Annotated in this window: 22 protein-coding genes and 5 tRNA genes; 26 read left to right on the forward strand and 1 reads right to left on the reverse strand. The window is 49.8% G+C overall.

The features are described from left to right. The first annotated feature begins 56 nt into the window (after positions 1-56). The 26 genes from LY85_RS01675 (at position 57) to radA (ending at position 20,485) form a co-directional block, all read left to right on the forward strand. On the forward strand, positions 57-1,913 hold the full coding sequence (locus LY85_RS01675; protein ID WP_141825217.1) for a TIGR03960 family B12-binding radical SAM protein: 1,857 nt from the start codon (positions 57-59) through the stop codon (positions 1,911-1,913). Then, entirely contained in the window at positions 1,888-2,547 is a 660-nt protein-coding gene (locus LY85_RS01680; protein WP_141825218.1) for a TIGR03936 family radical SAM-associated protein, read from the forward strand. The genes LY85_RS01675 and LY85_RS01680 overlap by 26 nt, the downstream gene beginning before the upstream one ends. A gap of 169 nt (positions 2,548-2,716) precedes the next feature. Continuing rightward, on the forward strand, positions 2,717-3,061 hold the full coding sequence (rplS, locus tag LY85_RS01685; RefSeq protein WP_038324155.1) for a 50S ribosomal protein L19: 345 nt from the start codon (positions 2,717-2,719) through the stop codon (positions 3,059-3,061). 87 nt (positions 3,062-3,148) lie between these two features. After that, positions 3,149-3,727, forward strand: coding sequence for a signal peptidase I (lepB, locus tag LY85_RS01690; protein ID WP_243122450.1), 579 nt, complete (start codon positions 3,149-3,151; stop codon positions 3,725-3,727). Positions 3,728-3,762: 35 nt separating this feature from the next. Next, complete coding sequence (lepB, locus tag LY85_RS01695) at positions 3,763-4,353, forward strand: signal peptidase I (RefSeq protein WP_243122451.1); 591 nt, start codon at positions 3,763-3,765, stop codon at positions 4,351-4,353. Between the two features lie 36 nt (positions 4,354-4,389). After that, on the forward strand, positions 4,390-4,971 hold the full coding sequence (gene lepB, locus LY85_RS01700) for a signal peptidase I (protein ID WP_243122452.1): 582 nt from the start codon (positions 4,390-4,392) through the stop codon (positions 4,969-4,971). Between the two features lie 25 nt (positions 4,972-4,996). Next, entirely contained in the window at positions 4,997-5,866 is an 870-nt protein-coding gene (ylqF, locus tag LY85_RS01705) for a ribosome biogenesis GTPase YlqF (RefSeq protein WP_141825219.1), read from the forward strand. Between the two features lies 1 nt (position 5,867). Continuing rightward, positions 5,868-6,476, forward strand: a complete 609-nt coding sequence (locus LY85_RS01710; RefSeq protein ID WP_141825220.1) for a ribonuclease HII — start codon at positions 5,868-5,870, stop codon at positions 6,474-6,476. Continuing rightward, on the forward strand, positions 6,473-6,832 hold the full coding sequence (locus tag LY85_RS01715; RefSeq protein ID WP_141825221.1) for a YraN family protein: 360 nt from the start codon (positions 6,473-6,475) through the stop codon (positions 6,830-6,832). Before LY85_RS01710 ends, LY85_RS01715 begins: the two co-directional genes overlap by 4 nt. 96 nt (positions 6,833-6,928) lie before the next feature. Continuing rightward, positions 6,929-8,452 carry a threonine synthase gene (thrC, locus tag LY85_RS01720; RefSeq protein ID WP_141825222.1) on the forward strand — a complete coding sequence of 508 codons (1,524 nt, stop codon included), beginning with the start codon at positions 6,929-6,931 and terminating at the stop codon, positions 8,450-8,452. Between the two features lie 11 nt (positions 8,453-8,463). Beyond that, positions 8,464-9,153: a metallophosphoesterase gene (locus tag LY85_RS01725; RefSeq protein WP_141825223.1), complete on the forward strand. Its 690-nt coding sequence runs from the start codon at positions 8,464-8,466 to the stop codon at positions 9,151-9,153. 95 nt (positions 9,154-9,248) lie between these two features. Beyond that, positions 9,249-10,568, forward strand: a complete 1,320-nt coding sequence (gene tig / locus LY85_RS01730) for a trigger factor (RefSeq protein ID WP_141825224.1) — start codon at positions 9,249-9,251, stop codon at positions 10,566-10,568. Positions 10,569-10,627: 59 nt separating this feature from the next. Then, complete coding sequence (gene clpP, locus LY85_RS01735; RefSeq protein WP_038324168.1) at positions 10,628-11,215, forward strand: ATP-dependent Clp endopeptidase proteolytic subunit ClpP; 588 nt, start codon at positions 10,628-10,630, stop codon at positions 11,213-11,215. A 17-nt stretch (positions 11,216-11,232) separates the two neighbouring features. Continuing rightward, positions 11,233-12,543 carry an ATP-dependent Clp protease ATP-binding subunit ClpX gene (gene clpX, locus LY85_RS01740; RefSeq protein ID WP_141825225.1) on the forward strand — a complete coding sequence of 437 codons (1,311 nt, stop codon included), beginning with the start codon at positions 11,233-11,235 and terminating at the stop codon, positions 12,541-12,543. 79 nt (positions 12,544-12,622) lie between these two features. After that, entirely contained in the window at positions 12,623-15,052 is a 2,430-nt protein-coding gene (gene lon / locus LY85_RS01745; RefSeq protein WP_185741072.1) for an endopeptidase La, read from the forward strand. A 12-nt stretch (positions 15,053-15,064) separates the two neighbouring features. Then, a complete protein-coding gene (gene yihA, locus LY85_RS01750) occupies positions 15,065-15,652 on the forward strand; it encodes a ribosome biogenesis GTP-binding protein YihA/YsxC (RefSeq protein WP_141825226.1) in 588 nt (195 codons plus the stop codon). 129 nt (positions 15,653-15,781) lie between these two features. Continuing rightward, positions 15,782-16,084, forward strand: a complete 303-nt coding sequence (locus tag LY85_RS01755) for a YerC/YecD family TrpR-related protein (protein WP_038324176.1) — start codon at positions 15,782-15,784, stop codon at positions 16,082-16,084. Continuing rightward, entirely contained in the window at positions 16,081-16,824 is a 744-nt protein-coding gene (locus tag LY85_RS01760) for a class I SAM-dependent methyltransferase (protein ID WP_141825227.1), read from the forward strand. The genes LY85_RS01755 and LY85_RS01760 overlap by 4 nt, the downstream gene beginning before the upstream one ends. Before the next feature lie 13 nt (positions 16,825-16,837). Next, complete coding sequence (gene hslO, locus LY85_RS01765) at positions 16,838-17,725, forward strand: Hsp33 family molecular chaperone HslO (RefSeq protein ID WP_141825228.1); 888 nt, start codon at positions 16,838-16,840, stop codon at positions 17,723-17,725. A gap of 97 nt (positions 17,726-17,822) precedes the next feature. Then, positions 17,823-17,899 (forward strand) — tRNA-Val (locus LY85_RS01770). Between the two features lie 9 nt (positions 17,900-17,908). Next, positions 17,909-17,985, forward strand: a tRNA-Asp gene (locus LY85_RS01775). A 3-nt stretch (positions 17,986-17,988) separates the two neighbouring features. Next, positions 17,989-18,064 (forward strand) — tRNA-Phe (locus tag LY85_RS01780). Positions 18,065-18,069: 5 nt separating this feature from the next. Continuing rightward, a tRNA-Gly gene (locus tag LY85_RS01785) sits at positions 18,070-18,145 on the forward strand. Positions 18,146-18,150: 5 nt separating this feature from the next. Continuing rightward, positions 18,151-18,225 (forward strand) — tRNA-Cys (locus tag LY85_RS01790). Positions 18,226-18,320: 95 nt separating this feature from the next. Continuing rightward, entirely contained in the window at positions 18,321-19,049 is a 729-nt protein-coding gene (locus LY85_RS01795; RefSeq protein ID WP_243122453.1) for an N-acetylmuramoyl-L-alanine amidase, read from the forward strand. A 65-nt stretch (positions 19,050-19,114) separates the two neighbouring features. Beyond that, a complete protein-coding gene (gene radA, locus LY85_RS01800) occupies positions 19,115-20,485 on the forward strand; it encodes a DNA repair protein RadA (protein ID WP_141825229.1) in 1,371 nt (456 codons plus the stop codon). Here the strand turns inward: radA and LY85_RS01805 are convergent. Then, positions 20,442-20,621, reverse strand: coding sequence for a hypothetical protein (locus LY85_RS01805; protein ID WP_141825230.1), 180 nt, complete (start codon positions 20,619-20,621; stop codon positions 20,442-20,444). The genes radA and LY85_RS01805 overlap by 44 nt on opposite strands. Positions 20,622-20,641: the final 20 nt, after the last annotated feature.

Below are 20,641 nucleotides of genomic sequence, written 5' to 3' on the forward strand. Positions count from 1 at the left end.
CATTCTCCGTACGCGGGCGGTATAATAATAAAACATATACTGTGCGGAGGATACGAATGGTCAATAAAAAGATAGAAAAACTGCTTGCAAACGTGCAAAAACCGGGCAGATACGTTGGCGGCGAGCTCAACTGCGTGATGAAGCATGCGGATGAAGTGGATGTGCGGTTTGCATTTTGTTTTCCCGATATATACGAAGTGGGCATGTCGCACCTCGGGCTGAAAATTCTGTACAGCCAGCTGAATACCGTACCCTATGTCTGGTGTGAGCGCGTATTCGCCCCTTGGGTGGATATGGAAGAGGAGATGCGTAAAAACGGCCTGCCGCTCTATGCGCTGGAAAGCGGGGACAGCGTCCGCGACTTCGACATCATCGGCTTTACCCTTCAATACGAGCTCAGCTATACCAATATATTAAATATGCTCGATCTGGCGGGAATCCCGCTGAAAGCCGGCGACCGGCATTCCCTTTCCCAGCTTGTGGTGGCCGGTGGCCCCTGCGCCTGCAACCCGGAGCCTTTGGCGGACTTTTTTGATCTGTTCTTTATAGGCGAGGGGGAAGAAGTGGATCTGGAAGTAGTCGCTCTTTACCGGGAATATAAAAAGCAGAACCGTTCCAAAGAGGAATTTTTGAAGGCGGCTTCTCAGATTCAGGGAGTCTACGTGCCGTCTCTGTATCATATTTCTTATAACGAAGATCATACGGTAAAGGCGATCGTTCCGAAAGAGGACGCGCCCTTCCCCGTGAAAAAACGTATTATGATGGACGTGGACAAGTCCTATTTTCCGGATAAATTTGTGGTGCCCTATATTGAAATCGTACACGACAGGACAGTGGCGGAAGTCCTGCGCGGCTGTATCCGCGGCTGCCGCTTCTGCCAGGCGGGCTTCCTGTACCGCCCGTTCCGTGAAAAATCAGTGGACGTCATTGACCGGCAGTGCCACGATCTGTGCGACAGCACGGGTTATGATGAGATTTCGCTTTCCTCGCTCAGTACGAGCGACCACTCCGAGCTGAACGAGCTGATCGACCGGCTCCATACATGGACGGAAAAGGAGAACACCGGCATTTCGCTGCCGTCCCTTCGGGTCGATAATTTTTCCCCGGAGCTGATGTCCAAAATCAAATCCGTCCGCCGCAGCGGTCTTACCTTTGCGCCGGAGGCGGGAACACAGCGTCTGAGGGACGTTATCAATAAAAACGTCACGGAAGAAGAGCTGATGAAAACCGTCAATACCGCGTTTAAGGGCGGCTGGACAACCATCAAGCTCTATTTTATGATCGGGCTGCCGACGGAAACGTTGGAGGATATCGCCGGAATCGCGGAGCTGGGACAGAAGGTGGTTGACGCCTTTTACGCAAATCCCGACAAACCGAAGGGGAAGGGCGTAAAAGTCACCGTCAGCGCGTCCTCCTTTGTTCCGAAGCCTTTCACGCCTTTTCAGTGGGAACCGCAGGATACCATGGAGACGCTCCGTAAAAAGCAGCGCCATCTGGTCGCTTCGGTCAAAACCAGAAAGGTGGAACCCAACTGGCACGAGGCGGACACCAGCTTTCTGGAAGCCGTTTTTGCGCGCGGGGACAGGCGTTTGTGCGGCGTCCTGCTGGAAGCGTACCGGAGCGGATGCAAAATGGACGGCTGGCAGAACTTTTTCTCGTTTCCGAAATGGATGGAAATTTTCGAGAGGTGCGGAATTGATCCGGCCTTTTACGCCAACCGCAGAAGAAGCTTCGACGAAGTGCTGCCATGGGACCACATTGATTACGGGATCAAAAAATCCTTCCTGATTGACGAATGCCAAAAGGCCTACGCAAACGTCACCACCCCAAACTGCCGGGAACAGTGTTCTTCCTGCGGCGCAGCCTGCTTCAAAGGAGGAATCTGCTATGAAAAACGTCAGGGTCTGGTTTAAGAAGATCGGAACGGCGCGGTATATTTCACACCTCGATTTAAACCGCTGCATGCTGCGCGCGATTCACAAGGCGAAGCTTCCTCTTTGGTATACCCAGGGCTATAATCCCCACGCGTTTATTACGTTTGCGCTTCCGCTGTCGCTCGGTATCGGTGGAGAACGGGAAAGCATGGATATCCGGCTGGACGACGACGGTATTACGCGCGAAGAGCTGATTGAGAAGCTGAACGCGGCGCTGCCAGACGACATTCCCGTGTTTGACGTTACCGAGCCGGTGATGAAGCCGGGGCAGATCGCCTACGCCTCTTACCTGATGAAGCTGGAAACGCAGGGACACTCCCCCGAAGAAACAGCCGCCGTCATCCGCGAACTGTTCAGCCGGGAAACGGTGGTCGTTCCCAAGCATACGAAAAACGGGATGATCGATCTGGACCTGAGGCCGTACCTTGACCGGACGGAAGTGGTTCCCCTGGACGACGGGGTGGAAATCAGCGCGACGCTCCCGGCAGGAAGCACTATGAATGTAAACCCTTCGCTTTTATGCGATGCGATGAAAAAATATCTGCAGTTGGATTTATACAGCGATATCCGAAGGCTCAATCTTTACGACGCGGATTTTAAAATATTTGAGTAAAATAAAAATAAATATTGCACCTTTTCCAGGATTATGGTATTATATATAGGCATTTGGAATCCGCTGATTGATTTTGGTGGGGTTTAATGCCCGGTTGTACCGTGACATTGAAGCGGACAGTCCTCTGCCACTGTGGCATGAATGTCTGAATTTTAAGGAGGAAATATCCATGGATGCGTTAAAACTGATTGCGCAAGATTCCGTAAAAACAGAAGTTCCTGTATTTGAAATTGGCGACACCGTAAGGGTGAGCGTGAATATCAGAGAAGGCGAAAGAGAAAGAATTCAGGTTTTCGAGGGTACCGTTACCGCTCGTAAGGGCAGCGGCATTTCCGAAACTTTCACCGTCAGACGCCTTTCCTACGGCGTAGGCGTAGAAAGAGTTTTCCCGATTCACTCTCCTAATGTAAAGAGTGTTGAAATTGTCCGCAAGGGCCGTGTGCGCAGAGCGAAGCTCTACTATCTGCGTGACAGAGTCGGCAAGGCGGCAAAGGTAAAGGAACAGCTCAGATAAGGAATCAGATAGCGATTGAAAGGGACATGTAGGTGTCCCTTTTTTGCTACTGCAATATTTTTCAGGTCTCAAAAGAGGTGGCCGTTCTTGAAAAGTTGCCCTTGTGCAGAATCCCTGGCCGACAGCAAAACGCCGGACCGTGTTGTTTTGAGCTGTTATGAATGGATGGAAGCACTGATCCCCGCGCTGCTTGTAATTATGGCGGTATTTGCTTTTCTGTTCCGGATTATAACGGTCAACGGACCTTCCATGCAGCCCAGTTTTACGGACGGCTATAAAGTGCTTGTATCCTGTTTTGACCGGACGTTTTCTCTGGGAGATGTCGTTGTGGTCGACGCAAAGGCCACCGCGCTTCATGAGGTGATTATCAAAAGGGTCATTGCAACTCAGGGCCAGACGGTGGATATCGATTTTCAGACAGGAACCGTCTCTGTCAACGGCGTTGCGCTGGACGAATCGACTTATATTAAAAACGGTATTACCAAAAATCAGTACGACCTCCGTTTTCCGCAGACTGTCCCCAAAGGGCATGTGTTCCTGCTCGGCGATAACCGCAGGCTCTCGGACGACAGCCGTTCAAGCGACGTCGGTATGGTCGATCAGCGCTATATTATCGGCAAAGTCAAAACCGTTCTCATACCTTACGAAAAATTCGGAACCATATAAACACAGCAATTTGCAAAAAAGGAGTTGTATTCCTCTTGAACCCAAATGAAATTCAGGCGGATATGGAACCCGCTTCACCGGAAACAGAAAAAAACAGTGTTGCCCGCGCCTGCTTCGAGTGGATGGAGGCTCTGATTCCCGCACTGATCATTATTATGATCTTTTTCACATTCCTGTTCAGGGTAAATATCGTTGTAAACGGGCCTTCCATGGAACCCAATTTAATGGACGGTTATAAGTTATTTACCGCCTGCGTTGAGCCGGGCCTTGCCCGCGGGGATATTGTCGTGATTGACGCCAAAGGAACGTCTTTGGAGAAGCGTATTGTAAAAAGAGTGATCGCTACGGAAGGGCAGACGGTCGATATCGATTTTCATACCGGAATCGTTTCCGTTGACGGCGTTGCGCTCGACGAGTCCGCTTATATCGAGAATGGGATTACCAAGGACGAGTATGACGTTACTTTCCCGCAGAAGGTCCCTGCCGGCCATGTTTTTGTTTTGGGTGATAACCGCACGGTTTCGGAGGACAGCCGTTTCAGTGAGGTGGGCATGATCGACCAGCGCTATATTATCGGCAAGGTCAAATTTATCATTATGCCGTTTGGAAAATTCGGTCAATTATAAGGCTTTGCCTTTTGATATAAAGGAGTTGTTCCTTCATTGGACCACGAAAACAGCGTTTCCCAGCAAGAAACGCGATCTGAGAAAAAAAGAAATTTTATCGTTAACAGTTATGAGTGGGTGGAAGCCCTGATCTCTTCTTTAATTGCCGTGATCGTGGTATTCATGTTTCTGTTCCGGGTGGTCAATGTGAGCGGTCCCTCCATGCTGCCGACTCTGCGGTCCAATGACCGAGTGATTTTGTCCAGCTTTTTTTACAAACCGCATCAGGGGGACGTTATTGTAATCACCCACACTACCAAGTTAAAGGAGCCGATTATCAAAAGGGTCGTCGCGCTGGAAAATCAGGTCGTGGATATTGATTTTGAAACCGGCGTCGTTTCGGTGGACGGGGTTGCGCTGGATGAATCCGCCTATATTGAAAACGGCATTACCACACAGCTTTCGGACTTCAATTATCCGCTTCAGGTTCCTAAGGGGCATGTCTTTGTTCTCGGCGACAACCGTTCCGTGTCCAACGACAGCCGGTTTATTGACGTGGGTATGGTGGACGAGAGATATATTCTTGGAAAAGCGGAGATGATTGTTTTTCCATTTAACAGATTTGGGACAATCAAATAACAATAAAGATACAGGACGAACGAAAATGAGTGAAGCACAAACAATACAATGGTTCCCCGGTCATATGACCAAAACCAAAAGGCAGATTGAAAAAAGTTTAAAGCTTGTCGATGTTGCTGCTGAAATTATTGATGCCCGGATTCCGGTCAGCAGCCGGAACCCGGTTTTAAACGGACTGATCCAAACGAAACCCCGCGTAATTTTAATGAATAAATGCGATATGGCCGATCCGGTTCAGACAGGCAGATGGATCGATTATTATAAGACACAGGGCATCCCCGCCATCGCGATCGACTGCCGCACCGGAAAAGGGCTGAACGGCTTTATTCCCCTTGTGAAAGATATTCTGAGCGACCGGATTGCCTCCTGGGAAGCAAAAGGGATGGTTGGACGGCAGATCCGCGTCATGATCGTCGGGATTCCCAACGTAGGCAAATCCTCGCTGATTAACCGTCTTGCCAAAAACAGCAAGGCAAATGTTGAGGACAGGCCGGGCGTAACACGGTCCAACCAATGGTTTACCATTGGAAAAGGCTTTGAGCTTTTGGATACGCCGGGGGTACTGTGGCCTAAATTTGAAGATAAGGCCGTAGGGGAAAGGCTGGCGTTTACCGGAGCGGTCAAAGACGAAGTGATTGACACGGAGCATTTGGCTTCCCGTCTGCTGGAGGTTCTCCGCGGCAGCTATCCCAGGGAACTGAAAGCAAGATATAAGCTGGACGGCACCGACATAACCGATCTGAAAGGCTATGAAATGCTGGAACTGATCGGCAGAAAACGCGGCATGCTGATTTCCGGCGGGGAAATCGATCTGGAACGCGCGTCGATTATGATACTGGATGAATTCCGAAGTGCGAAATTAGGCAAAATTACTCTGGAACAGGTTGGTAGATAATATGGATTGGTTCGCCTATGAAAACATGGCGCTGAAAAAAAGCTATCGAATGATCTGCGGCATCGATGAAGCCGGACGCGGCCCTCTGGCCGGACCGGTGTTCGCTGCCGCTGTTATTTTGCCCCCCGGTCAGATGATCGAGGGGCTGAACGATTCCAAAAAGCTCAGTGAAAAAAAACGCGAAGCACTGTTTGATGTAATCAAGAAGACTGCAATCGTCTACGCCGTCGGATTCGCAACGGAGCAGGAAATCGATAAAATCAATATATTACAGGCGACCTTTCTGGCGATGAAACGTGCGTGCGACGGACTTTCCGTCAGGCCGGATCTGGCGCTGGTGGACGGAAACCGGATGCCGCGGCTCGGGATGGATACGCAGACTATCATCAAAGGCGACGCGCTTTCCGCGAGCATCGCGGCCGCCTCCATTCTTGCGAAGGTCAGCCGTGACCGGCTGATGACCGAGATCGACCGGATTTACCCCGAGTACCAGTTCGCAAAACATAAGGGCTACGGTACGGCTTTACATAGGGAATTGCTGAAACAGTACGGGCCCAGCCCGGTTCACAGAAAAACGTTTTTAAAGAAAATACTGGGGGAGACCCTATGAATAATTCATCCGGAAAAATGGGAGAAGATCACGCGGCCCGGCTGCTGGAACAGAAGGGATACCGGATTGTTGCGCGCAACTATCATTCCCGTTTCGGGGAAATCGACCTGATTGCCGAAAACGGGGATTATATTGTCTTTGCAGAAGTCAAAACACGTGACGAACATTATTGCGTCAGTCCTTTGGAGGCGGTCACGGCGGGAAAGCAGAAGAAAATCATCAAAACTGCTCTTAGTTATCTGCAGTCGCATGAAACAGGGCTGCAGCCGCGGTTTGACGTGATCGGCATCGTTACCAGGCCGGAACCTTTCTCCATCCTTTCTGTGGAACACATTGAAAACGCATTTTCTATTTGATTCGATATTATTTAGTAATGCCTATCATTTTTCTGTTTCTCTTTCCCGGAAAGTATGATATGATTAAAAAACAGACAACGTGAAGGGGGAAAAAACTTGAATTATCACTCCACAAGAAACAGCAGCGTCAGCGTATCCTCTGCTCAGGCGATTTCGCAGGGCATCAGCAGCGAAGGAGGACTTTTTGTTCCCGAAAAGCTGCCCTGCTTTTCATATTCGGATTTGCTGGAGTTTCAGCACTGCGGCTATACAGAGCGCGCAGTCCGCATTTTATCGGCTTTTCTTTCCGATTTTACCGAAGAAGAAATTACGGAATGTGTCGGGAAGGCTTACACCGGCGAAAAATTTGAACAGGACAGGCCGGCTCCGATCTCCTGTCTGCAAAACGGAAAAATGAATATGTACCTGCTGGAACTGTGGCACGGTCCCACCTGTGCGTTTAAAGATATGGCGCTGCAGCTTTTGCCGCACCTTCTTACAAAATCGCTGAAAAAGATTCAGTCCTCCCGGACTGCCCTGATTCTGGTCGCTACTTCCGGCGACACGGGAAAAGCGGCGCTGGAAGGCTTTAAAGATGTGGACGGAACCCGGATTCAGGTATTTTATCCGGAAAACGGCGTCAGCCCCATGCAGAAGCGCCAGATGAACACCCAGGAAGGGAACAATGTGGCGGTCTGCGCGATCGAGGGGAATTTCGACGATGCCCAGACCGGCGTGAAAAAGATTTTTACCGATCCCGAAATCAACCGTCTGCTTGAACAGAATAATATTATGTTTTCCAGCGCGAACTCCATCAACTGGGGCAGGCTGCTGCCGCAGATCGTCTATTATTTCTCCGCATACTGCGATCTGATGGCAAACGGAAAAATTGCCCATGAGGGCGAAAAGGTCAATATCGTTGTCCCGACGGGCAATTTCGGAAATATTCTGGCCGCTTATTACGCCAAAAAGATGGGCCTGCCAGTGAAAAAGCTGATCTGTGCGTCCAACGCCAACAATGTGCTGACCGATTTTCTGAACACGGGCATTTATGACCGCAACAGGGATTTCCATACCACCATTTCTCCGTCCATGGATATTCTGGTATCCAGCAATCTGGAGCGCCTGCTGTATGACCTGACCGGTAACGACAGCGCTAGAGTAGCCGGGTGGATGAAGGAACTGGCGTCAGGCGGAAGGTATCAGGTTGACGGCGATATCCTGAACCGGCTTCACGAGCTGTTCTGCGCGGGGTTCTGCGACGATGCCGCGACAAAGGAAACCATCCGGGAAATCTACCGGACGGAAAATTACCTTTGCGACACCCACACGGCGGTGGCGGTCAACGTCTATCAGCAGTATGTCGAAGCTGAAAAGGATACGGAAACTCCGACGATCGTCGTATCCACGGCCAGCCCGTATAAATTCGCCGACAGTGTGCTGAGCGCCGTTTCGGCCGATTACAGCGCGGATGCCTCTGAGTTTGAAAAGGTTCAGGCGCTTTCTGCCGTCACAGGCACCCCGATTCCGGCGCCGATTGTACAGCTGGAATCAAAAAAAGTCAGATTTACCGCTATTTGCCCGAAAGATAAAATGGGCGAAGCTGTGCTGAAAACAGCCGGAATAAAGTATACTGTCTAAGAGAGGATCACATGTCACTATTTGCTATTGCAGACCTGCATCTGTCCCTTGGCTGTGACAAACCAATGGACGTATTTGAAGGTTGGCGGGACTATACCGTCCGTCTTGAAAAAAACTGGCGCGCCGTGGTCGGCGAAGACGACACCGTTGTCGTCGCAGGGGATATTTCATGGGCGATGAAACTCGAGGAAACGGTGAAGGATTTCGAGTTCATTCATTCCCTGCCCGGCCGCAAACTGTTTTTGAAGGGCAACCACGATTACTGGTGGGCCACAAAAAAGAAGATTGACGATTTTCTGAAGGTGCATGGGCTGGATTCCATCAGTATTATCCACAATAACGCGGTGGCCGTCGGCGATATTGCGGTCTGCGGTACGCGCGGGTGGCTGTACAATTCCGAAACCGCGGAGGATATCAAAATTGTCAACCGCGAGGCCGGCCGTCTTAATACCTCGATCAACGAGGCGGAAAGGATGGGGGTAAAGCCGGTCGTGTTTCTGCACTATCCGCCTGTCTACGACGGGGCGGAGTGCAAAGAAATCCTTGACGTGTTAAAGTCGCACGGCATCACGGAATGCTACTTCGGACACATTCACGGGAATCAGGCGGCCCGCCGGGCAATCACCGGGGTTTATGACGGAATCAAAATGCATTTGATTTCCTGCGACTACCTGAAATTCATGCCTGTGCCGGTGAAGTGAACAATTTTTGAATATTTTATCTAATATATAGAATATTTATTTTCCATGTGCTATAATAATTTAGATAATTTGCATTTTGCAGGAGGAAGTTAATAATGAGCTTAAAATCGTCCAATAAGGTTGATACGAACCGTTACCAGCTTGAGGTTGCAGTAGACGCTGCTATATTTGAAAAAGCGCTTGATCAGGCATATCATAAAGAAAACAAAAAAATTGCGATTCCCGGCTTCCGTAAGGGAAAGGCTCCCCGTGCTTTTGTTGAGAAGTATTACGGCGAGCAGGTATTTTATGAGGATGCGATCAATGCGGTTTACCCCGACGCGCTGGATGCGGCTATCAACGAGGCGAAACTCGAAATGATCGAGGATAAAATTGATTTTGATCTGGTTTCCGCCGGCAAGGAAGGCGTTGTTTTTAAGGCGACCGTCACAACAAAGCCGGAAGTGGAAATTGATGAATATAAAGGCTTGACCGCAGCCAAAAATCCGGTTAAGGTAACCGACGAGGACATTGACGCAGAGATCAAGAAGGTTCAGGAGCGCAATTCCAGAATGGTGACCGTAGAAGACAGAGCGGCCCAGAACGGCGATATCACCGTCATTGATTTTGACGGTTCCGTGGACGGCGTTGCTTTTGACGGCGGCAAAGCGGAAAACTACAGCCTTACTCTCGGTGCGGGCCAGTTTATCCCGGGCTTTGAAGAGCAGGTTGTGGACCATAAAACAGGCGACGAATTTGATGTAAACGTAAAGTTCCCGGAGGATTACCACTCAAAGGATCTGGCCGGTAAGGACGCCGTTTTCAAAATCAAGCTGCATGAAATCAAAATGAAGGAGCTGCCGGAAGTTGACGACGACTTTGTCAAGGATGTCAGCGATTTCGATACGCTCGATAAATACAGGGAAGACATTAAAGCAAAGCTGACCGAAGCCGAGGAAAAGAAGGCAAAGGACGATGTGGAAAATCAGCTGATCAATAAGCTGGTAGAGAATCTCAAAGCCGAAATTCCGCAGGCGATGTATGAAAACAAAATCAACGAGGATATCCGTGAATTCGGGTACCGTCTTCAGTCCCAGGGCCTGAACCTCGATACATACCTGCAGTACACGGGTATGGACAAGGATTCTATCCGCAAGCAGTTCCAGCCGCAGGCGGAACGCGCGGTAAAGGTTCGTCTGGCGCTCGAGAAGATCGCCCAGCTGGAAGACATTCATCCGACCGAGGAAGAAATCGAAGCAGAGTTTGAAAAGCTTGCCAAGGGCTATGAAATCGACGCTGAAAAGGTAAAGACCTTTATCCCCAAAGAGGAACTGGCGAAAGATATCTCCGTTGAAAAAGCAATCAACCTCGTTCGTGACAGCGCAGTTGTAACGGAAAAAGAAGATACTTCCGAAACTGCAAAAACTGCTGAATAAGAAAAGTCCTTCCTGCCAATTATTAATTTATTGTTTAGTTTTATTGGAGGTACGCAATAATGAGTTTAGTCCCATATGTTATTGAGCAGACAAACAGGGGAGAACGTTCCTATGATATTTTTTCACGCCTGCTGAATGACAGAATCGTAATGCTTACGGAAGAGGTAAACGATACCACTTCCAGTCTGGTGGTTGCCCAGCTTTTATATCTTGAGGGCCAGGATCCGTCGAAGGATATCAGCCTTTATATCAACAGCCCGGGAGGGTCCGTAACCGCGGGATTGGCAATTTACGATACGATGCAGTATATTAAATGCGACGTTTCCACCATTTGCATGGGTATGGCTGCCAGCATGGGCGCGTTCCTGCTTGCGGCGGGTACCAAAGGCAAACGGTACGCTCTTCCCAACAGCGATATTATGATTCATCAGCCGAGCGGCGGCGCACAGGGTCAGGCGACTGATGTGATGATCCACGCCGACCACATTATTGCCACCAAGAAGAAGCTGAATGAAATCCTTGCTGAGAGAACGGGACAGCCGATTGAAGTTATTGCGAAAGATACCGAGCGCGATAATTTTATGACGGCGGAGGCTGCCGCGAAATATGGCCTGATCGACAAGGTCATCTACAATTCGATGAGTTGAGGTTGGTGATTAATTAGATGCCAAATAATGACGATATCAAGGACAGAGGAATCTGCTGCTCGTTCTGCGGAAAACCGCAAAATGAAGCGCGCCGTCTGATTGCAGGTCCCGGTGTATATATCTGTGATGAATGCATAGAGCTGTGCATGTCGATCCTTGACGACGAAAAAAACCTATCCAACCGAAAATCCAACTACAGTGAAGCTTCGGCCGAACTTCCCAAACCGCATGAAATCAAAAAACAGCTGGATGAATATGTGATTGGACAGGAAAAAGCAAAGGTTGCGCTTTCTGTTGCGGTCTATAATCACTACAAAAGAATCTATTACGGTAAAGATGACGTAGAACTGACAAAGAGCAACGTGCTGCTGCTCGGCCCGACCGGTGTGGGAAAAACTCTGCTGGCGCAGACGCTGGCAAAGATACTGGATGTTCCGTTTGCGATTGCGGACGCCACCACATTGACGGAAGCCGGCTATGTCGGCGAAGACGTTGAAAATATCCTGCTTCGTTTGATCCAGGCCGCGGATTTCGATATTGAAAAAGCCGAACGCGGCATTATCTATATCGATGAAATCGACAAGATCGCCAGAAAGTCCGAAAATCCCTCCATTACACGTGACGTCAGCGGAGAGGGAGTACAGCAGGCTCTTCTGAAGATACTGGAGGGAACTGTTTCCAACGTTCCCCCGCAGGGCGGCAGAAAACATCCCCAGCAGGAATTTTTGCAGATCGATACCTCTAATATCCTGTTTATCTGCGGCGGAGCTTTTGACGGCCTGAATAAGATTGTTCAGAAACGCACGGCATCCTCCGCTATGGGCTTCGGCGCACAGGTCAAAAGCAAGGTGGAGCTTGATTCCACAGCCTGGATGCAGGATGTTGTGCCGCATGATCTGGTGAAATATGGATTGATTCCTGAACTGGTCGGCCGTGTGCCTGTCATTGCCGCGCTCAACGGACTGGACGAGGACGCTCTTGTAAGAATTTTGACTGAGCCGAAAAACTGCTTGATCAATCAGTACAAGAAGCTGTTTCAGCTGGATAAGGTTGAGCTCGAGTTTAAACCCGACGCACTGAAAGCAATTGCCCAAAAGACCATTGACCGCCGCACGGGCGCAAGAGGGCTGAGATCCATCATGGAGGATTTGTTAACCAATCTCATGTATAAGGTCCCGTCTGACTACACCGTTGAAAAGGTCACCATTACCGCGGATACGGTGAATCAGGGCACGGAACCGGAGATCGTGTATAATCAGGACCGCAAACCGGTCAGGATTAAAATAACAACTCCCAGGAAGCGCGGCCGTAAGGATACAGCGTCATAACGATAGAAATCTTGGCTGTTGCACGTGGCAGACTTTTTGTTGTCCACTTGCAACAGCCTTTTCTGCCAAGGAGCAAACTATGAGTACAAATCAAGAACTGAAGAAAATTGAAAATATTTCCATCCCTGTGCTCGCGCTCAGGGGACTGGTTATTTTCCCGGGCATGCTTCTGCAATTTGATGTGGGAAGAAAAAAGTCCATACTGGCTCTTTCCCAGGCGATGGAAGAAAATCAGCAGATTTTTCTGGTTGCCCAAAAGGATTTAAATACAAATGAACCGGGCGGCGAGGATCTTTATAAAATGGGAATCGTGGCGAAAATCAAACAGGTGATCCGCCATACCGACGAGGGCGTACGGCTTTTTGCAGAAGGAATGTACCGCGCTGAAATTTCCTCCGTTACCAGCGAAAACCCTTTTATTCTTGCCGAAATCGTTTCAAGCGAAACCAAATCGTACCGGACCAGCCATAAAACCGAGGCGTTGATCCGTTACACGCAGACGCTTTTTGAAGAATATATTCAAAATTACAGCCGTATCCCTCCGGATATTATCATCGGCGTGGTGCAAAAGAAAAACTGCGGAGAGCTTGCGGACTATATCACCTCCAACATCATGCTCGACTATGAGCAGAAACAGGCGATTCTGGAGGAGCTCCATCCGGTAAAAAGGCTGGAAAAGCTGAATGAGATTTTAAAGAATGAAATTCAGGTGCTTTCCATTGAAAGTCAGATCAGCGAAAAGGCAAAGGAACAGATTGACGAAAATCAACGGGAATATTTTTTGCGCGAGCAAATGAAGGCCATCTCCAACGAGCTCGGAGACGACGACAGCCCGCTGAACGAGGCCGACGATCTGCGGGAGCGCATCATGAAAATGAAGCTTCCCAAGCTCCAGAATGAGAAGCTGCTGAAGGAATGCGACCGGCTTTCCAAAATGCCCTACGGTTCCCACGAAGCAAGCGTGATCGTCAGCTATGTGGAAACCTGTCTGGAACTGCCGTGGAACGCCGCGAGCCGTGAGCATATCGACCTTGCAAAAGCACAGAAGGTGCTTGACCGCGACCATTTCGGCCTGACAAAGGTAAAGGAACGGATCATTGAAATTCTGGCTGTCAAAAAGCTTGCCCCCGATATCAAAGGGCAGATTATCTGTCTGGTGGGTCCTCCGGGCGTCGGCAAAACATCCATCGCCCGTTCGATCGCCAAGGCCATCGGGCGCAATTATGTACGCGTGTCGCTCGGCGGCGTGAGGGATGAATCCGATATCATGGGACACAGAAAGACATACGTGGGTTCCATGCCGGGACGGATTATCTCCGCTATGAAACAGTCCGGCACAAACAATCCGCTGATCCTGCTGGATGAAATCGATAAATTAGGAAACGATTTCCGCGGCGATCCCGCTTCCGCCTTGTTGGAAGTGCTGGATTCGGAGCAGAATTCTTCCTTTTTCGATCACTATATTGATATGCCGTTTGACCTGAGCAAGGTGATGTTCATTACCACCGCCAACGATTACAGCGCCATTCCGGAGCCCCTTTTGGACAGAATGGACGTAATTACCCTTGGAAGCTATACCCATGAGGAAAAATACAATATTGCCCTGAAGCATTTAATTCCGAAGCAGTTCAAGAAACACGGGATCAATTCTAAAATGCTGAAGGTGACTCCGGCCGCCATTCACGAGCTGATTGACGGTTATACCAGAGAAGCCGGCGTACGTAATCTGGAACGTCAGATCGCTTCCATCTGCAGAAAATGCGCGAAAAAGATCGTGGGAGACAACCAGACAAAAATCGTTGTCAAGCCGGAGAATCTGGAGGACCTTTTAGGCCCGAAGAGGTTCAAAAAAGACGAACTTGTGAAGTCCGATATGGTCGGCCTGGTCAACGGTCTTGCGTGGACCAGCGTCGGCGGAGAGCTTCTTCCGATTGAAGTGGCGGTAATGGACGGCACGGGAAAAATCGAGCTGACCGGCTCACTGGGCGACGTGATGAAGGAGTCCGCCCGAACCGCGATCAGCTGTATCCGGACCAGGGCCGATTCGTTCGGCATCTGTCATGATTTCTACAGCAAATATGATATTCATATCCACGCGCCGGAGGGGGCTATTCCCAAGGACGGACCGTCCGCCGGAACCGCAATGGCGACCGCGATTACCTCTGCGCTGACCAACATCCCGATCCGGCACGATGTCGCAATGACAGGGGAAATTACTTTACTGGGCAGGGTGCTTCCTATTGGCGGGTTAAAGGAAAAAACGATGGCCGCTTACCGTTCGGGAATCAAGACGGTCATTATTCCGGCTGACAACGTTTCCGATCTGGCTGAAATTGACGCTGTGGTAAAAAACGCGGTGGATTTTCTGCCGGTTGAGAAAATCGACCAGGTGCTTGAAGCGGCTTTAACCAAAATGCCGGAAAATAAAAAGGAAGAGAATACGGATTCGATTGTTCCGATGAATGCTTCCAGCCAGCCGGCGATTCTGACGCCCGGCATTCCGCAGTAACGGGGTGAAGCATTGAATTTTGATAAAGCTTTATTTGAATTCGCGGCGGGGAGACCGGATCAGCTGCCAGAATCCACCGTCCCGGAAATCGTATTTTCCGGACGGTCCAATGTGGGAAAATCTTCTCTGATCAATAAACTGGTCAACCGTAAATCCCTTGCCAGGGTCAGCGCGAAACCCGGGAAAACAGGAACCATCAATTTTTATAATTTGCAGACTTGCAGATTGGTGGATCTGCCGGGTTATGGCTACGCGAAAGTCTCTCAGTCGGAAAAAAAGCGCTGGTCTGAACTGGTCGAAGGCTATTTCAGCGCACAGCGCAATGTCAGGCTTGTCATCCAGATTATCGACATGAGGCACAGTCCTTCTGCCGACGATCTGGATATGATCGAATATCTGATAAATTCGGGCACGCATTTTCTGATTGCCGCTACAAAAAGCGACAAGCTGAACAAGACGGAACGAATGAATCAGCTTCAGCTGTTCCAGGAGATGTTCAGTCAGGCCGAGGGACTGAAGCTGATTCCTTTTTCGTCGATCAATGGGGAAGGAGTGGAGGAGATTCGGAATATCATTTCGGAGATCTGCGATCATTCTTAAAAACCGTTTTCAAGCCTGCCGTTGTAAACGGTACATAGCTAACTCGATGTCCGCCCTGATTCGCTTTACTTTTGGACTTTTGTGTGTTAGAATTTTATCCTATTAAATTAAAATAAGGAGTGAAACCGTTTGAATTCAAAAATTAAAGATGAGAGTGTGGACTTTTTGTTTAAAGCGATTCTTTCTTTAAAGACGGTTGACGAATGTTATAATTTTTTTGAGGACCTATGCACAGTACCGGAGATAAAGGCAATGTCGCAGCGCCTGCTTGTGGCCCATATGCTGAGCACCAAACGGGTCTACAGCGACATCGTTGCCAAAACCGGCGCTTCCACAGCTACCATCAGCAGGGTCAACCGCTCGCTGAACTACGGCTGCGACGGCTATGAGCTGGTATTTAACAGGATCGACAAAGACGAAAAGAGCAAATGAGTTATTCGTCTTTTGCCCTTTACTATGACAGTCTTACACAAAATGTCAGTTATCCGGAACGGGCGGAGTATCTGATCGGTTTGCTGGACAGGCTGAACCACAAGGCCGGACTGACGCTCGATCTGGCCTGCGGTACAGGAAGCTTTACCATTGAACTGGCTGAGCGGGGAATCGACATTTACGGAATCGACGGCTCCGAGTCCATGCTTTCGGTTGCAAAGCAAAAGGCGGCGGACCGTGGGCTGGATATTCTTTTTCTGCGTCAGCAGATGCAGAGCATCGACCTGTACGGCACGGTCGATACGGTGATCTGTATGCTGGACAGCATCAACCACCTGACCCGTGAAAGCGATGTAATGAAGACGTTTTCCCGTGTTTCGATTTTTCTGAATCCGGGCGGATATTTTGTTTTTGATATGAATACACTGTATAAGCACCGGTATATTCTCGGAAATCAGACATACGTTTACGACACAGATGACGTTTACTGTGTCTGGCAGAACCGCTTTGAAGAAAAGACCGGCCGGGTCGGAATCACTCTGGACTTTTTCGGCCGGGAAGGGGAAGCCTATCACAGAAGCTCCGAGCACTTTTATGAGCGCGCTTACGATACGGAACTGATTGTTTCCATGCTGTCCAAAGCGGGGCTGGAAACCGTGGGTTTATTTCGTGAACTCAGTTTTGAAAAACCGGACGATCAAACAGAACGAATTGTCGTTGCAGCAAGAAAGATAAAATAAAAGGATTTTTAATATGGATAGAATGATCAGATGCATTACCTCCGACGGCAGTATCATGGCAGCCGCCGTGGATTCCACCTACCTGGTTGCCACAGCCCAGCAGATTCACGGCACCAGCCCGGTCGCAACCGCGGCGCTCGGCAGGCTGCTCACGGGCGCTTCCCTGATGGGCTCGATGCTGAAAAAGGAAAACGCTTCCCTTACGCTGAAAATCAACGGGGGAGGACCTTTGGGCACAGTGATCGCCATTGCGGACAGCCACGGCAACTGCCGGGGCTGCGTTGACAATCCCGCAGTTGAACTGCCGCTCAAGCCAAACGGAAAGCTCGATGTCGGCACGGCGGTAGGTGCGGACGGTATTCTGGGTGTGATACGCGATTTTGGCGATGGAAGCCCTTATATTGGCCATGTGGAAATTAAATCCGGAGAAATCGCGGAGGACCTTACCAATTATTATGTCGTCAGCGAACAGGTTCCCACCGCCTGCGCGCTGGGGGTATTGCTCGACAAAGCGGACAGCCGCAAGCTCCTTGCGGGCGGGATGCTGATACAGGTTTTGCCCGGAGCGGATCAGGCGGCCATAGATAGGCTGGAACGAAATGCAAGTGGATTAAAACCGGTCACAACCATGCTGGCCGCGGGAATGTCGATTGAAGAGATGTGTAAGACCGTGCTGGAAGGCTTTGAAATGGAAATTCTGGATGAATTTCAAATCGGTTATGTCTGCAATTGCAGCAAGGAACGTGTGCTCCGTGCGATTTCAACACTGAAACCGGAGGATATTCTGTCACTGGCGGACGAGAAAGGCTTTGCCGAGGCGAAGTGTCAGTACTGCGGTCATACCTATCAGCTGTCGAAACAGGAACTGGAAGAGCTTGCGGAAAAAAAGCAAGCAAAATAATCCGGGGAAAATGAAAAAAATGTAATTTTAGTGTTGACAACTGGCACAATATATAGTATTATATAACACGTCGCTGATGAATGCGGCACACGCGAATGGGAGCATAGCTCAGCTGGTTAGAGCACCTGCCTTACAAGCAGGGGGTCATAGGTTCGAGTCCTATTGTTCCCACCACTTCAAGTTGGCTCGGTAGTTCAGCTGGTTAGAACGCTAGCCTGTCACGCTAGAGGTCGTCGGTTCGATCCCGATCCGAGTCGCCATTTGCCTCTGTAGCTCAGTTGGTAGAGCAGGGGACTGAAAATCCCCGTGTCGGTGGTTCGATTCCGCCCGGAGGCACCAAGCATGCGAATGTAGCTCATCTGGTAGAGCGCCACCTTGCCAAGGTGGAGGTAGCGAGTTCGAGCCTCGTCGTTCGCTCCATTTTTGGCGTCATAGCCAAGTGGTAAGGCATGGGTCTGCAAAACCCTGATTCCCCAGTTCAAATCTGGGTGACGCCTCCAAACAAAGGAAAAAGTCCGTAAAACAAGTTTTTGTTTTACGGACTTTTTTAATATCGATATCACCCCATGCATATAGATTGCATGGGGTGATTGCGTTGAATGAGAAAGAAGCCAAAACATATTTTGTACCGATAGCCGTCCTGGTTTTATGCTGTCTTGCTTTTTTACTGCTGTCTTACATCTCCTATAATAAAATCGATAAAATGGCTTTGGCCTTGGCGGAAAAACGCAATCCCGTCATTGTGCTCGACCCGGGCCACGGTGGGGAAGACGGGGGAGCTACGGGAAAAAACTCCGCGCTTGAAAAGGATATTAACCTGGCAATTGCCCTGCAGCTGGAAAAACTTTTGAAAAGCTCCGGGATGCGTGTCGTAATGACAAGGACCGCGGATGCTTCCATTTGTGACGATCACCTTGACACCGTGCGGGAACGAAAGGTCAGCGACCTCCATAACCGCCTGAAAATCATTGAGGAGCAGGGCGACTGCATCTTTATCAGCATTCATCAAAACCACTTCACGGAAAGCCGCTACAGCGGAGCGCAGATCTTCTACTCAAAAAATACCGACGGCAGTAAAATCCTGGCCGAAAACATTAAAAGCCGGATTGTAGAGCTGATTCAGCCGGAAAACAAGCGGGAGACAAAGCCCGCCACCAGTTCCATTTATCTGCTGTGGAACACGAAAGTTACCGCTGTGCTGGTCGAGTGCGGTTTCCTTTCCAATGATTCCGAGGCCGCAAAACTGAATGACAAAACCTATCAGCAGCAAATGGCATTTTGTGTCTACAGCGGACTGCTGGATTACCTTCATTCCGTGGAGTAGTGTCTTGTATTCGTCCACATGTTGGGCTATAATTTAAAAAACAGAGGAAATAAGAGGAACTAAAAATGGCTTTCAAATCAAAAAGTATTTATATCTGTTCCGAGTGTGGATTTGAATCTGCAAAATGGTTCGGAAAATGTCCTGGCTGCGGGCAGTGGAACACGATGACAGAAGAAATCAGAGAACCGGCCGTCCAAAAGAATTCGGTGGGTGCGGCGCGTAAAAGCATCGTCCCCGTTTCCATCAATGAAATCAGCACCGCAGAGGAAGCCCGCTACCATACCGGTTTAACGGAGCTGGACAGAGTGCTTGGCGGCGGGATTGTAAAAGGTTCCCTGATCCTGATCAGCGGAGAGCCGGGAATCGGAAAATCGACGATCCTTCTGCAGATATGCGAATATCTTGGGCAATCCCTGAAGATCCTATATGTATCGGGAGAAGAATCAAACCGTCAAATAAAGCTCCGTGCGGCCCGTCTGGGCGTTCAAAGCGACAATCTCTATATCCTGACCGAAACAGACATTCAATGCGTTATAGAGCAAATGAGAGCCCAAAAACCCGATCTGGTGATGATTGATTCCATCCAGACGATGAATAATACCGATTTGAATTCGTCGCCCGGCAGCGTCACACAGGTGAGGGAATGCACCAACGCCGTGATGCACACCGCAAAAGCACTGGAGATCCCAACCATTCTTGTCGGCCATGTCAATAAGGACGGGGCCATCGCGGGACCGAAGGTGCTGGAGCATATCGTTGACGCGGTACTTTATTTTGAGGGAGACCGCCAAATGTCCTACCGCATTCTGCGGGCCGCAAAGAACCGGTACGGTTCCACCAATGAGATCGGCGTGTTTGACATGGGCGACAACGGGCTTCATCAGGTGGACAACCCTTCGCTCGCTCTGCTTGACGGAAGGCCGAAAAATGTATCGGGGACCTGCGTCACCTGCGTAATAGAAGGTTCCCGCCCGATTCTGGCGGAAATACAGGGACTTGCAACGACGACCGGATTTGGAAATCCCAGAAGGATGTCGACCGGTTTTGATTACAACCGAATGTCTCTGCTGCTTGCCGTGCTTGAAAAACGGGCGGGATACTATTTTTCCAATCTTGACGCTTATGTCAATGTTGTAGGAGGACTAAGGCTGGACGAGCCCGCGGCGGACCTTGCGGTAGCCATGTCGCTCGTGTCCAGTCTGAAGGACATCCCCGTCAGCGACGACGCCATTGTATTCGGCGAGATCGGCCTTGCCGGGGAAATACGTGCCGTTACCCATGTCGACGCCAGAATCAGCGAGGCTGCCCGGCTGGGATTTACAAAATGCATTCTGCCCTTTCACAGCCTGAAGCAGGTCAACGTCAAAGGAAACGGCATTCAACTGATCGGTGTCAAAGGCGTGAGGGAGGCGTTTGAGGCTTTATCTGGTTGCTGACAGGAGCCCGGGGAGTGACCTTGATGCAGTGCACACAGCCGTCGCCGGTATAATTGGTAATTGCGGAGGGCATTTCCAGACTGCAGTAGCCGTCATGCTGATAAATACAGTCTTCATCACATTGAATGATGCTCATTTATGTTCACCTCAATTATA

It is taken from the genome of Clostridium sp. KNHs216, assembly GCF_006714885.1.
Classification (GTDB): Bacteria; Bacillota; Clostridia; order Oscillospirales; family Acutalibacteraceae; genus Caproiciproducens.